9 protein-coding genes and 1 pseudogene are annotated in these 14486 nt (G+C 60.2%); 5 read left to right on the top strand and 5 right to left on the bottom strand.

Annotated elements, in window-relative coordinates; genetic code table 11:
* Positions 1-69: 69 nt before the first annotated feature.
* From phnR to ACTG2W_RS00915, 5 genes are all read left to right on the top strand, one after another.
* Positions 70-777: a phosphonate utilization transcriptional regulator PhnR gene (gene phnR / locus ACTG2W_RS00935; RefSeq protein WP_005300236.1), complete on the top strand. Its 708-nt coding sequence runs from the start codon at positions 70-72 to the stop codon at positions 775-777.
* A 120-nt stretch (positions 778-897) separates the two neighbouring features.
* Positions 898-1917: a putative 2-aminoethylphosphonate ABC transporter substrate-binding protein gene (locus ACTG2W_RS00930; RefSeq protein ID WP_106843821.1), complete on the top strand. Its 1020-nt coding sequence runs from the start codon at positions 898-900 to the stop codon at positions 1915-1917.
* A gap of 272 nt (positions 1918-2189) precedes the next feature.
* Entirely contained in the window at positions 2190-3284 is a 1095-nt protein-coding gene (locus ACTG2W_RS00925) for a putative 2-aminoethylphosphonate ABC transporter ATP-binding protein (protein ID WP_128835603.1), read from the top strand.
* Positions 3281-5017: a putative 2-aminoethylphosphonate ABC transporter permease subunit gene (locus ACTG2W_RS00920; protein WP_440015973.1), complete on the top strand. Its 1737-nt coding sequence runs from the start codon at positions 3281-3283 to the stop codon at positions 5015-5017. The genes ACTG2W_RS00925 and ACTG2W_RS00920 overlap by 4 nt, the downstream gene beginning before the upstream one ends.
* Positions 5018-5035: 18 nt before the next feature.
* Positions 5036-6442 carry an FAD-dependent oxidoreductase gene (locus ACTG2W_RS00915; protein WP_440015972.1) on the top strand — a complete coding sequence of 469 codons (1407 nt, stop codon included), beginning with the start codon at positions 5036-5038 and terminating at the stop codon, positions 6440-6442.
* 151 nt (positions 6443-6593) lie between these two features.
* Here the strand turns inward: ACTG2W_RS00915 and ACTG2W_RS00910 are convergent, their stop codons facing one another.
* From ACTG2W_RS00910 to sucA, 5 genes and pseudogenes are all read right to left on the bottom strand, one after another.
* The gene (locus tag ACTG2W_RS00910) at positions 6594-7958 is read right to left on the bottom strand and encodes an autotransporter outer membrane beta-barrel domain-containing protein (protein WP_106843817.1); all 1365 of its coding nucleotides are present in this window, start codon (positions 7956-7958) and stop codon (positions 6594-6596) included.
* A 277-nt stretch (positions 7959-8235) separates the two neighbouring features.
* Positions 8236-9108 (bottom strand): succinate--CoA ligase subunit alpha, encoded by an 873-nt coding sequence (sucD, locus tag ACTG2W_RS00905; RefSeq protein ID WP_005346088.1) that lies wholly within the window; start codon positions 9106-9108, stop codon positions 8236-8238.
* On the bottom strand, positions 9108-10274 hold the full coding sequence (sucC, locus tag ACTG2W_RS00900) for an ADP-forming succinate--CoA ligase subunit beta (RefSeq protein WP_005361097.1): 1167 nt from the start codon (positions 10272-10274) through the stop codon (positions 9108-9110). The genes sucD and sucC overlap by 1 nt, the downstream gene beginning before the upstream one ends.
* 171 nt (positions 10275-10445) lie before the next feature.
* Positions 10446-11636: a 2-oxoglutarate dehydrogenase complex dihydrolipoyllysine-residue succinyltransferase gene (odhB, locus tag ACTG2W_RS00895; protein ID WP_106843816.1), complete on the bottom strand. Its 1191-nt coding sequence runs from the start codon at positions 11634-11636 to the stop codon at positions 10446-10448.
* 33 nt (positions 11637-11669) lie between these two features.
* Positions 11670-14479, bottom strand: a pseudogene (sucA, locus tag ACTG2W_RS00890) (2-oxoglutarate dehydrogenase E1 component).
* Positions 14480-14486: the final 7 nt, after the last annotated feature.

The raw sequence follows: 14486 nt of genomic DNA, 5'->3' as shown, positions 1-14486 counted from the left end.
TGTGCCCAGCCCATTGCCCAACTCATTGCACAACTTATTGCACAACTTATTGCAAAACCAGGGATTTTCATGAGCAAACCGCAATATCTGCAGATCAAGGATGCCCTCGCCAACCAGATCCTGGCGGGGGGTCTGGCCCCCAACGACAAGCTCCCCTCCGAGCGCCTGCTGGGAGAACTCTATGGCACCACAAGAGTCACCATCCGCGAGGCGCTGGTGCAGTTGGAGGCGAACGGCCTTATCTATCGGGAGGATCGCCGCGGCTGGTTCGTCACCCCGCCACGCTTTCGCTTGAACCCCAGACGCACCTCCAACTTTCACCAGATAGTGCGGGAGCAAGGGGGTGAGCCGCGTACCGAGCTATTGGAGAAAAGCCGCCAGGCGGTGCCGCCCGCGTTGATGGCGCAGTTGCAGCTCAAGCCGTTCGACAGCCTGTTTCTGCTAAAACGTCTGCGCTACGCCAACGGACGCGCCATCTGCTACTGCGAGAACCACTGCCTGCCAGAGCGGGTGCCCGGCCTGCTGGAGCTGGATCTCAACGGCAGTCTGACCGAGATCTACCAGGCCCATTACGATCTCCACTACGCCCGCATGCAGGTGCGTTTCTTCCCCACCGCCCTGCCGGACGAGGTGGCCAAGGCGCTGGGAGCCACTGCCGGTCTGCCCGCCCTGCGCCTTGAGCGACTCAACTTCGATCAGCACGGCCGGGTGCTCGACTTCGATCTGGAGTACTGGCGCCACGACAGTCTGGAGATAGAGGTGGATACTCAGGATTAGTCACGGATAAATCAGGAACGGCAAAACGTCACGGGGCTGTCACGGTCACGTCATAAAGATCCCCTAGCCTCTCTCTCGACCAATCTGGTTTATACCAAACCAATTTAACTGGAGAAGAGGATGAAACAGGGAACCCATCTGCTGGCCGCCGCCGTGCTGGCTGCCATGACCGCCCCGGCACTGGCCGCGACCGATCTCACCGTCTACACCGCCTTCGAACCGGAGCAGCTCAACGAGCTGAAAACCGCGTTCGAACGCCAGCATCCGGATATCAACATCAAGTGGGTGCGTGACTCCACCGGCGTGGTCACCGCCCGCTTGCTGGCAGAAAAAGCGCAGCCCAAGGCGGATGTGGTGTGGGGACTGGCCGCCACCAGCCTGATGCAGCTCGATCAGCAGCAGATGCTCAATGCCTATGCACCGAAAGGACTGGAGAAGCTCGACAGCCGCTTTCGCGACAGTAAGGCCGAGCCGCACTGGATCGGTCTGGACGCCTTCTTAAGCGCCATCTGCTTCAACAAGGTAGAAGCGGAGAAACAGGGGATCCCGGCCCCCACCAGTTGGGCCGACCTCACCAAGCCCATCTACAAGGGCAAGGTGATCATGCCCAACCCCAGCTCCTCCGGCACCGGTTACCTGAGCGTTGCTGGCTGGCTGCAGACCATGGGCGAGCAGCAGGGCTGGCAATTCATGAACGGCCTGCACCAGAACATCGACCGTTACACCCACTCGGGCTCCGCCCCCTGCAAGCTGGCCGCCAGCGGTGAAACGGTGATCGGTATCTCCTTCGACTTCCCGGCTACCAGCCTCAAAGCCAAGGGTGCCCCCATCGAGGTGGTGTTCCCGAAAGAGGGGTCGGGCTGGGATATGGAAGCTGCCGCCATCATCAAGGGCACCCCCAAGCTGGATGCCGCCAAACAGCTGCTCGATTTTGCCGCCACCGAACAGGCCAACGCCCTCTACAACAAGTCGTTCGCCGTGGTCGCCATCCCCGATGTAGCCCAACCGAGAGCGGGCTATCCGGCGGATATCAAAGGCCAGATGATCGACAACGACTTTAGCTGGGCAGCCCGCGAGCGTAACGCCATCCTGGCCCAGTGGAGCGCCAGCTTCGACGGCAAGACCGAAGCCAAACAGTAAGCGTGAAGGGCGGCGGTTTGTTCACGCCAGACACACCGCTGCCAATAAACTGCCAGTCGAAGGCCAACAGCTGTTGGCCTTCGCTTTTTGGTTTTAACTTCCCGAGTGTGTAGTGCCTTCAATTAGCGATGCTTAGTCCATCCACACAGGGCCCAACCACTTGCTGGCGACCCGATCTCATTTGACTGTCATCAAGCTGTCATCCCCCGATCACCTGACCGTCACACTTCACCCGCAAACTGGTATATACCAAATCAGTAGCGAGTCGAACCATGACCCAGCCCTATCTGGACATTCAACATCTCAACAAGCAGTTCGGTGCTTTTCAGGCCCTCAAGGGGATCTCTCTGACCATTGAGCCGGGGGCGTTTATCTGCTTTCTCGGCCCCTCCGGCTGCGGCAAGACCACTCTGCTCAGAGCCATCGCCGGACTGGATCTGCCGGACAGCGGCGAGATCTGGCAAGGGGGGAGCAATATCTCCCGCCTACCGCCCCAGGAGCGCGATTTTGGCATCGTGTTTCAGTCCTATGCTCTCTTCCCCAACCTGACGGTGGCCCAGAACATCGCCTTCGGCCTTGAGAATCAGGGGTTGGCGCGGGATCTCATCAAGGAGCGGGTGGACCACTGGCTGGGGCTGGTGGATCTCACTGCCCAGTCCCACAAATACCCGAGCCAGATCTCCGGCGGCCAGCAGCAGCGGGTGGCGCTGGCCCGGGCCTTGGCCCTCTCCCCCGGTCTGTTGCTGCTGGACGAACCGCTCAGCGCGCTGGATGCGCTGGTGCGCACCCACCTTCGCAGCGAGATCCGCGCCCTGCAGCAGCGCCTTGGCATCACCACCATCATGGTGACCCACGATCAGGAAGAGGCGCTGACCATGGCCGATCGCATCGTGGTGATGGAAGGCGGCCGCATCGTGCAGGTGGGCACTCCGCAGGAGATCTACCACCAGCCTGCCAGCCGTTTCGTGGCAAGCTTTGTCGGCACCATGAACTTCCTCGACACCCTGGTGCTGAGCCCTACTCAGGTGCGCCTAAACGAACAACCGCTGACTCTTGCCAACCTGGCGGCGGCCGGCAGCAAATTGCAGGTGGCGATCCGCCCCGAGGCAATCACCCTGAGTGCGCCGAGCGAGCCATATCTTGGCCAACATGGCGTTGAAGCAACCATCGATCAGGTGGAGTTTCTCGGCGCTGCCCAGCGTCTTATCTGCACCGCCGACACCTATCTGGGCCCGCAGCAAATTCTGGTGGAGCGCCCGACCCACGAGCTGCCCCGCCACGAACAGGGTGGCTGGCGCAGCGGCATGCGCTGCTCGCTGCACTGGCCCGCCGCGGCGATGCAGCTGTTTGAAGGAGATCGCCCATGACAGCCCCCTTTGCGACCTCCTCCCTGTTGCCGCCAGCGACAGCTCGCCAAGACTCTCGTTGGTCGCGGCTTTGTCGCGGCTGGAGCCGGGATCAGCTGCTGCAACTGATCCTGCTGGTGCTCGGCATCGCCCTGCTCACCGGCGGTCTGCTGCTGCCGCTGCTCACCATGCTGCAAAAGAGCCTGCAGGATGAGAACGGACTCTGGGTGGGCCTTGCCAACTTCAGCGCCTACTTCGACTCCCCTCATCTGGGGCGCACCATTGGCAACACCCTCTGGCTCGGGGTGCTGATCACCTCGCTGGTGGTGACCCTCGCCTTTGGCTACGCCTATGCCCTCACCCGCACCTGCATGCCGGGCAAGCCCCTGTTTCGCCTCATCGGTTTGATCCCGCTGTTGATGCCCTCCCTGTTGCCCGCCATCAGTCTGGTCTACTGGTTTGGCAATCAGGGGATCGCCAAGGGGCTGCTCGGCGGCGAGAGCATCTACGGCCCCATCGGCATCGTCATTGGCCTTGGCTTCTGGTGCTTCCCCCACGCCCTGATGATCCTTATCACGGCGCTCGGCCAGAGCGACGCCCGCCTCTATGAAGCCTCCCGGGTGCTGGGCAGCAGCGGCTGGCGCACCTTTGTCACCGTCACCCTGCCTACCGCCCGTTATGGCCTGCTCAGCGCAGCCATCGCGGTCTTCACCCTCACCATCTGCGACTTCGGGGTTGCCAAGGTGATTGGCGGCCAGTACAGCGTGCTGGCCACCGACATCTACCGGCAGGTGATCGGGATGCAGAACTTCTCGCTGGGCGCCGTTGCCAGCGTCACCCTGCTGCTGCCGGCGCTCGTGAGCTTTGCCCTGGAGCACAGAGTGCGCAGCAAGATGCAGGAGCAGAGCAGCACCAAGGCGGTGCCCTATCAGCCCAAACCCCATCGGCTGCGTGACCTGCTGGCGCTCGGCTGGTGTACCCTCTGGGCCCTGCTGTTTCTGGCGCTGGTGGGGATGGCGGTTTACGGCTCCCTGGTGCAGTTCTGGCCCTACAACCTCGAGCTGACGCTGGATCACTACGCCTTTGACAGCAATAGCGTCTACGGCTGGCAGCCCTTTACCAACACCTTGCAGCTGGGCCTCTATACCGCGCTTATCGGCACCGTGCTGGTGATGGTGCTGGCCTGGGCGCAGGAGAAGGGGCGCCACTTTGCGCCGCTGCGCCAATTGCTACATCTGCTTGCCATGCTGTCGCTGGCGGTGCCCGGCATGGTGCTGGGGCTGGGTTATATCTTCTTTTTCAACGGCAATCCGCTCTTTGGCGGCCTATACGGCACCCTGCCGCTGATGGTGCTCTCCTGCGTCATCCACTACTACACGGTGGGCCATATGACGGCGCTGACCAGCCTCAAGCAGTTGCCCAAGGAGCTGGAGCTGGTGGCCATCTCATTGCGCATTCCGCTCTGGAAGGCGTTCTGGCGAGTCACCCTGCCCGCCTCCCTGCCCGCGCTGCTGGAGATCTTCATTTACCTGTTCGTCAACGCCATGACCACCACCTCGGCGGTGATCTTCCTCTACTCGAGCGACAGCGTGCTCGCCTCCATCGCCGTGCTCAACATGGAGGATTCCGGCGATACCGCCGCGGCTGCCGCCATGGCCACCCTGATCCTGCTGGCCGCCGCCACCGTCAAGCTGCTCCAGCTCTTTTTGAGCCGCGCCCTGCTGGATCGCACCCAGCGCTGGCGCCACCAATAACCTTATCGAGGAGTCATCATGTCCACTCTCCCCTTCTGGCTGGCCGAAGCGCTCGCCGCCGAACAACCCGCACCGCCCACGCCCCTAGTCGGCAACCACGAGGCCGATGTCTGCATCGTCGGTGGCGGCTTTACCGGGCTGTGGAGCGCCATCGCCCTTAAACAGGCCGAGCCCCACCTGCACGTCATAGTGCTGGAAAAAGATCGCTGCGGCAGCGGCGCCTCCGGGCGCAACGGCGGCTGTTTGCTCACCTGGTCGGCCAAGTATTTGACGTTAAGGCGCCTCTTTGGCGAGCAGCAGGCAGCCTGGCTGGTACAAAGATCCGAGCAGGCGGTGCACGAGATCGCCCACTTCTGCGAAACGCACAACATAGAGGCAGAGCTGAGGGTCGAGGGCACCTGCTACACCGCCACCAGCGAGGCCCAGCGTGGCCTGATGGAGCCGGTATTGCGGGAGCTACAGCGCGCAGACCTTAACCAGTGGCAGGCGATTGAAGAGGGTGAACTGGCGAGCCAGTGCGGTTCCCACGTTCATCTGGAGGGGCTCTACAGCCCCCACGCGGGCTCGGTGCAACCGGCGCTCTTGGTGCGCGGCCTGCTGCGGGTAGCGCGGGAACTGGGGATCGAGGTCTATGAGCACTCCCCCATGCAGCGCCTTGAGGCGGGCCAGCCAGCGCGGGTGCAAACACCGCAAGGTGAGGTACGTGCCCGCAAGGTGGTACTGGCCCTCAACAGCGCCATGGTGCAGCACTTTCGCGAGTTTCGCCGCAGTATCGTGCTGGTCTCCTCCGATATGGTGATAACCGACCCCGCGCCGGATACACTGGCTGCCCAGCAGCTTGAGCACGGCCGCAGCGTGGTGGATGGCCGCACCTTTGTCCACTACTACCGCTCCACCCCGCAAGGGCGGCTGATGCTGGGCAAGGGGGGCAACACCTTCGCCTTTGCCAACCGCCATCTGGCCGAGTTTGATGCCCCCAGCCGTTATCTTGCCCCCCTCACCCGCACCCTGCGCCGCTTCTTTCCGGCGCTTAAAGAGGTGCCCATCGCCGCCAGCTGGTGCGGCGCCTCCGACCGCTCGGTAGATGGCCTCCCCTTCTTCGGCCACTGGCGAGGGCAGCCCAATATCGTCTATGGTCTCGGCTACTCCGGCAACGGGGTGGCGCAGAGCTGGATGGGCGGACAGATCCTGGCGGCCCTGGTGAGAGACGAGATGCGAGAGGAGGACAAGCCGTGGCGCGAATGCGCCCTGGTCAGCGGCCCGCGTGGCTATTTTCCGCCCGAGCCATTTCGCTGGCTGGGCGCCATGGCGGTGCGCAACGCCATCCGGCGCAAAGAGCGGGCGGAAGATGAGAACCGCCCGGTGGCCTGGTATGACAAACAGCTTGCCAAACTTGCCGATGCAGCGGGCAAGGCGGATAAATAAGTTATTGCACTTGACCTTGATATTGCACCAGGCTCTAACGCTTGGCCTCTCAGGCGACCTCATCGTGGATGAGCTATCCACATCTTCATCGGCAATCATCCATAACAATGTGCTGACCAGAAGGTCAGCACATATATAGTTACAACACTAATTAAAAATTCACTGCGGCGTTAAATCTAATATCCCAGAGGTCAAGGTCCTGACGCCCGATACTGTAATAACCGGTGATAACTTCAAAACGCTGATGACGCTGAGGGGCTACCGCCAGTGCAATCCGTGCAGATCCACTCCACGGGGTCGTACTTTCCATTGTTAGATTTTCATTCAGGATCTGACCATCATTGGGACGCTCAATATCATAACGAACCCCAAGACGCAGGGCCGGTATAATTTGAACACCATCGGTTGTGGTGAAAATACGACTGATATCCCCTGATGCTTCACTGGTGGCATATTCAAAAGAGTTTTCATTAACCCGCAATGTCACGTTATAAATCAGGTTTGCATAAGGCAATGAGCCTGTGTAATCAAACGCATCGGATTTATTGTGACTGTAAAAGAGGGCAAGCTTGGGCCGCAGCAGATATTCACCAACGTCGTAGCCACCGGTCAGGTTGGCTGAGATCAACCCGGTCGTTGTCTTGAAACTCCCTTTAAGGACATCGAGTTCGGTATCGTTATCAGTTCGTCCCCATGCAGCCCAGCCATCCAGCAGCCAGTGCGTATCCAGCCTATAGCCACCATATGGCCCAACAAAGAAGCTGTCCCCCTCATTTCGTACCGAACTGCCAAACGTGCCAAGAGAGGTTTTGCTATTGGCAAATGCAATACCGCCCAGCCCGTCTTTACCAAGGGATCTGTGTATACCGATCAAAAAGCTGTTGGCATGTCCAGATGTGTCTATCTCGTTACGATCATCGGAGACTCCGGTATGGCGTACATCAGTCCATACCTGCCACAACCCCTTTTGACTGGCAATATCTTCAAATTGGTCAAGCCCGACAACGACACGATCTGAAATACTGAGGGAACCGCTCAAATAGCCCATCAAGGCATCTGCACTGATACTGGTCACAATATTGCGGATCGGGTCACTCCCCCCGCCGGTTCCGCCACCAGTGCCACCGTTACTGTCTCCCCCATCGATCGGGGGAATATTTGGAAATACCGGATTGGTCTGGTTTCTCGAATCGAGGAAGCAGTTGAAAGAACCATCTGCATTGAGGAGATCCAGTTTGTGAGTCCCGTTAAGGTCATCAAGTACTACAGGTGAGACACTCAAGTGCAACGACGCGCGGTTTGCATTCCAACTATCGATTTCAGATACCCCGGGAGCAGAGAGGCGAAAATTACCGCCGGAACCTGGACTTGAAAGCCATAGTGATACCGAATTGTCAGCCGAACGCCCAAGAAACTCTAGATGCTGCCCCGGTTGCCTGTTCGGGCAATCCGCCGCCCATGCTGTTGGCAAGCAGATACTGGTAAGGCAGCCAATTCCCAAAATACGTGAAATCATTATGTCCTCCTGACACTACGTTATCTCACTGACATCCTTGCATGACTTTTAGCATTACCCACAAACAGGTCACTCGATGCAATGGGTAAAGGAACAAATCAATCTGACAAGTTCAAATCGCAGACTATTTTAGTATCCACACTGTTTCTGGTCTCCTGTAATAAAATTCGTTTAGCGCCTGACTCGCGATGATTGATTAAATCAAACCACTTTAAAACCCATAAAAAAAGCCGCCCATTGGGCGGCATTTTTATTAGAGATAACGGGCTAACAGGAATTACCAGCCGGTCACTTCGCGCAGAGCCTTGCCGATATCGGCCAGGGAGCGGACGGTTTTCACGCCAGCATCTTCCAGCGCAGCAAATTTCTCGGCGGCGGTACCCTTGCCACCGGAGATGATGGCGCCAGCGTGGCCCATCCGCTTGCCGGGAGGCGCGGTAACACCGGCGATATAGGAGACCACCGGCTTGGTGACGTGAGCCTTGATATAGGCGGCCGCGTCTTCCTCGGCGTTGCCGCCGATCTCGCCAATCATCACGATCGCTTCGGTCTGCGGGTCGTTCTGGAACATCTCCAGAATGTCGATAAAGTTGGAGCCCGGGATGGGGTCGCCACCGATACCGACGCAGGTGGACTGGCCAAAGCCCTCGTCAGTGGTCTGCTTGACCGCTTCGTAGGTCAGGGTGCCGGAGCGGGAGACGATGCCCACCTTGCCCGGCTTGTGAATGTGGCCCGGCATGATGCCGATCTTGCACTCACCCGGGGTGATCACACCTGGGCAGTTGGGGCCGATCATCCGCACGCCGGTCTCTTGCAGCTTCACTTTGACGTCCAGCATATCCAGCGTCGGGATGCCTTCGGTGATGGTGACGATGAGCTTGATGCCCGCGTCGATCGCTTCCAGGATCGCGTCCTTGCAGAACGGTGCCGGCACATAGATGACGGTGGCGGTGGCGCCGGTCGCTTCGACTGCGTCACGGACGGTGTTGAACACCGGCAGGCCCAGATGGGTGGTGCCGCCCTTGCCCGGGGAGACGCCGCCGACCAGCTGGGTGCCGTAGGAGAGCGCCTGCTCGGAGTGGAAAGTACCCTGACCGCCGGTAAAGCCCTGGCAGATGACTCGGGTGTCCTTGTTGATCAGTACGCTCATCAGTTGGCCTCCGCTGCTTTGACGACTTGCTGCGCGGCATCGGTCAGACTCTTGGCCGCAATGATGTTGAGGCCGCTCTCGGCCAGCTTGATACCACCCAGCTCGGCGTTGTTGCCTTCCAGACGGACCACGACGGGCACCTTGACCCCCACTTCCTTGACCGCACCGATAATGCCTTCCGCGATCATGTCGCAGCGCACGATGCCGCCGAAGATGTTGACCAGCACCGCTTTGACGTTGCTGTCGGAGAGGATGATCTTGAACGCCTCGGTCACCCGCTCTTTGGTGGCGCCGCCGCCGACGTCAAGGAAGTTGGCCGGCTTGCCGCCGTGCAGGTTGACGATATCCATGGTGCCCATGGCCAGACCCGCGCCGTTGACCATGCAGCCGATGTTGCCATCGAGGGCCACATAGTTGAGCTCCCACTGGGCAGCGTGCGCTTCGCGGGGGTCATCCTGTGACGGGTCGTGCATTTCGCGCAGCTTGGGCTGACGATAGAGGGCGTTGGCGTCGATGTTAATCTTGCCATCCAGGCAGTGCAGGTTGCCCTGCGCGGTGATCACCAGCGGGTTGATCTCCAGCAGCGCGAAATCGCAATCCAGGAACATTTGGCCCAGACCCATGAAGATCTTGGTGAACTGTTTGATCTGATCGCCGACCAGACCCAGTTTGAAGGCCAGTTCGCGGGCCTGATAAGCCTGCGGACCCACCAGCGGATCGATAGCCGCCTTGTGGATCAGATGGGGGGTTTCGTGGGCGATCTTCTCGATATCCACGCCACCTTCGGTCGAGGCCATGAAGACCACGCGGCGAGAGCCACGGTCAACCACGGCGCCCAGGTAGAGCTCTTTGGCGATGTCGGTGCAAGATTCCACCAGGATCTTGGTGACCGGCTGGCCGTTGGCGTCAGTCTGGTAGGTCACCAGATTTTTGCCAAGCCAGTTTTGGGCAAAAGCACGGATCTCATCCTTGCTCTTGGCCACTTTCACGCCGCCCGCTTTACCGCGGCCACCGGCGTGTACCTGGCATTTGACGACCCAGGTATTGCCGCCAATCTTGTCGGCCGCTTCGGCCGCTTCTTGTGGGGTAGCACAGGCATAACCTTCGGAGACCGGCAGGCCATACTCGGCAAACAGCTGTTTTGCCTGATATTCATGCAGATTCATAGATGCTCTATCCGTGTTGTAGGTATTTCCGTCCGGGGCTGGTGTTTCTCAATCCCCTGTGAATGGGGGCCTGGGCGGCCCCTCGTTATCTTTCAATCGCTCGGGTATTACTCAAACGTCCAGCAGCACATACGGCTCGGGGCACAAACCCCTTGCCCGGGTGCCACAGGCTTAGACGTCCAGCAACAGACGGGTCGGGTCTTCCAGCAGCTCCTTGACGGAGACCAGGAAGCCTACCGATTCGCGTCCGTCGATGAGACGGTGATCATAGGAGAGCGCCAGATACATCATCGGCAGGATCTCGACCTTGCCGTCAACGGCCATCGGACGATCCTGGATCTTGTGCATGCCCAGAATGGCGCTCTGGGGCGGGTTGATGATCGGGGTGGACATCAGGGAGCCGAACACGCCACCGTTGGTGATGGTGAAGTTGCCGCCAGTCAGTTCATCCACGGTCAGCTTGCCGTCACGGCCCTTGCCCGCCAGATCCTTGATGGCCTTCTCGATGTCCGCCAGGCTCATGTTGTCGCAGTCGCGCAGCACCGGCGTCACCAGACCACGGGGGGTCGAGACGGCGATGCTAACGTCGAAGTAGTTGTGGTAAACCACGTCATCGCCATCAAGCGCCGCGTTCACTTCCGGATAGCGCTTGAGGGACTCAACTACCGCCTTCACGTAGAAGGACATAAAGCCGAGCTTGATGCCGTGCTTCTTCTCGAAGATCTCGCCGTACTGCTTGCGCAGATCCATGATGGGCTTCATGTTGACTTCGTTGAAGGTGGTCAGCATGGCGGTGGTATTTTTCGCTTCCAGCAGACGCTCGGCAATGCGCTTGCGCAGACGGGTCATCGGTACCCGCTTGTCGGTGCGACCACCCAGCGGGGCAACCTTGGCTGCCGGGGCTGCAGTTGCGACCGGTGCGGCTGCCGCAGGCTGGCTCTTGGCCTTGATGAAGGCTTCCACATCATCCTTGGTGATGCGACCACCCTTGCCGGTACCGGTCAGCTTGGTCACGTCGATGTCGTGCTCACCAATCAGGCGGCGCACCGAGGGGCTCAAGCCATCTGCACCATCATCGGCCACCGCTTCAGTGGGTTTCTCTTTGGTCTCTTCACCGGCCACCGGGGCTGCGGTGAGGATGGCAATCAGTTGACGGGACAACACGGTCGCCCCTTCCCCTTGCAGAATATCCCCCAGCACACCGGCTTGCGGTGCCGGCACTTCCAGCACCACCTTGTCGGTCTCGATGTCGACCAGCACTTCGTCACGGGCAACCATATCACCCGGCTTCTTGTGCCAGGTGGCAATGGTGGCATCCGCCACTGATTCCGGCAGGTCCGGTACCTTGATCTCGATAGTCATCTAATCAGTTCCTTGTTACTTCTTGTTCAGGGCTTAGGCCAGAGTAAGGGCATCTTCCACCAAGGCTTTCTGCTGCTTGGCGTGGACGGACATGTAACCAACGGCCGGTGAGGCTGACGCAGGGCGACCGGCATAACGCAGGGTGGCTCCGGCTGGCAGCACGCCATCGTAGTGGTGACGGGTGCAGTACCAGGCGCCCTGGTTCTGCGGCTCTTCCTGACACCAGACAAAGTCGGTGACATGGCTGTAATCGGCCAGAATGGCGCGCACTTCCTCTTCCGGGAAGGGGTAGAGCTGCTCGATCCGCACCAGTGCCACATCTTGCTGCTCGGCCTTGCGACGGGCATCGAGCAGGTCGTAGTAGACCTTGCCGGAGCAGAACACCACACGCTTGACTGCTTTCGGATCCAGCGCATCGATCTCGCCAATGGCATTCTGGAAAGTACCTTCCGCCAGCTCTTCAAGCTTGCTCACCGCCAGCGGGTGGCGCAGCAGGGATTTGGGCGTCATCACGATGAGCGGACGGCGCATCGGACGCACTACCTGACGACGCAGCATGTGGAATACCTGTGCCGGGGTAGAGGGCACGCACACCTGCATGTTGTGCTGGGCACACATCTGCAGATAACGCTCCAGACGGGCGGAGGAGTGCTCCGGCCCCTGCCCTTCGTAACCGTGCGGCAGCAACATGGTCAGGCCGCACATCCGCCCCCACTTCTGCTCGCCGGAGGAGAGGAACTGATCCACCACGACCTGGGCGCAGTTGGCGAAGTCGCCGAACTGGGCTTCCCAGATGGTGAGGCCGGCCGGCTCGGCACTGGCGTAGCCATATTCAAAAGCCAGAACCGCGTTCTCGGTCAGTACCGAGTCGTAAATCTCGAACGGCCCCTGCTCGTCGTGCAGGTTGCACAGCGGGGTGTAGGTGCTGGCGTCGGTCTGGTTGTGCAGCACGGCGTGGCGATGGAAGAAGGTGCCACGGCCGGAGTCTTCACCGGTAAAACGGATGCGGGACCCCTTGTCCACCAGAGTGGCGTAGGCCAGGGTCTCGGCAAAGCCCCAATCCACCAGCTTCTCGCCGGCGGCCATCAGACGGCGGTCTTCGTAAATCTTCTCGACCTGGCGCTGCAGCACATGGGTAGCCGGATACTGGCTCACCCGCTCGCCGAGGGCTTTGAGGTGATCCATCGGCACTGTGCTGTCATAGGCCATGTTCCAGTCGTGGCCAAGATAAGGGGTCCAGTCGACGGAGTGTAGCTCCATCGGCCGCCACTCCTTGCTCACCCGCTCGCCGCGATCCAACGCTTCGCGATACTCGTTGACCAGTTCGGTCGCCCGCTCCTGGGCGAGGCTCCCCTCGGCCACCAGCTGATCGGCGTAGATCTTGCGCGGGGTCGGGTGCTGCTTGATCTTCTGGTACATCAGCGGCTGGGTTGCACTCGGCTCATCCGCTTCGTTGTGACCGTGACGACGGTAGCAGACCAGCTCGATCACCACGTCGCGTTTGAAGGTGTTGCGGTAATCCAGTGCAATCTGGGTAACCAGCACCACGGCTTCCGGATCATCCCCGTTGACGTGCAGCACCGGCGCCTGCACCGCCTTGGCGATGTCGGTGCAATATTCGGTGGAACGCAGGTCACGGATATAGGAGGTGGTGAAACCGACCTGGTTGTTGATGACGATGCGCACCGTCCCACCGACGCCATAGGCACGGGTTTGTGACATGTTGAAGGTCTCGGCCACCACGCCCTGACCGGCCATGGCCGAGTCACCGTGAATGGTGATGGGCAACACGCTGGAGCCATCTTTGTCACCGCGACGATCCATCCGGGCACGCACCGAGCCGATGACCACAGGGTTGACGATCTCGAGGTGAGAGGGGTTGAACGCCAGCGCCAGGTGGACGTTGCCACCCGGGGTGGCGAAGTCGGAGGAGAAGCCCATATGGTACTTCACATCACCGGTCCCCAGGATTCACCATGCTTGCCGGCAAACTCGTCGAACAGATCCTGAGCGCGCTTGCCCAGCACGTTGATCAGCACGTTGAGGCGACCGCGGTGGGCCATACCGATAACGGCCTCTTTGCAGCCCTGCTCACCGGCGCGACGGATCAGCTCCTTGAGCATGGGGATCATGGCGTCGCCACCTTCCAGCGAGAAGCGCTTGGCTCCCGGGAACTTGGCGCCCAGATATTTCTCCAGCCCTTCGGCGGCGGTCAGGCTCTCGAGGAAACGGGTCTTCTCTTCGAGGGTGTAGCTCCCCTTCCCTTCAATGGATTCGAGACGCTGTTGCAGCCAGCGCTTCTCTTCCGTGGAGGTGAGGTGCATGTAGTCGGCGCCGATGGAGCCGCAATAGGTCTTCTTCAGCGAGGCGTAGAGGTCGGAGAGCACCATGGTCTCGCGACCGATGGCGTAGGAGCCCACATTGAAGGTGGCCTCCATATCTGCGCCCTGCAGGTTGTGGAACGCGGGATCCAGTTCAGCGACGGTTTCACGCTGCCACAAGCCCAGCGGGTCCAGATTGGCATTCTGGTGACCACGGAAACGGAAGGCGTTGATCAGCTGCAATACCCGCACCTGCTTGGCATCCACTTGCGGATCGGAGACGGGGGCACTGTAGCGAGAGGGATCCTTGGCCAGACGACGGAAATAATCGCGGACCTGGGAGTGGGGTTGTTCAACCGCATGGCCATTGACCTGGGGCAGCTCGCTAAACAGGCTGCGCCACTCGTCGGACACGGAGTCAGGATTTTCCAGGAAGGATTCGTACAAATCCTCGATATAGCTTGCATTCGCACCAGCCAGGTGAGATGACTCCAACCAGGCCTTCATCACGCCGTTATGCATTTCTATC

This window comes from Aeromonas sp. 96A, assembly GCF_051919165.1.
Classification (GTDB): domain Bacteria; phylum Pseudomonadota; class Gammaproteobacteria; order Enterobacterales; family Aeromonadaceae; genus Aeromonas; species Aeromonas veronii.
Note: the sequence above shows the minus strand (reverse complement) of the source record. Positions and strands in the feature narration are given on the sequence as shown.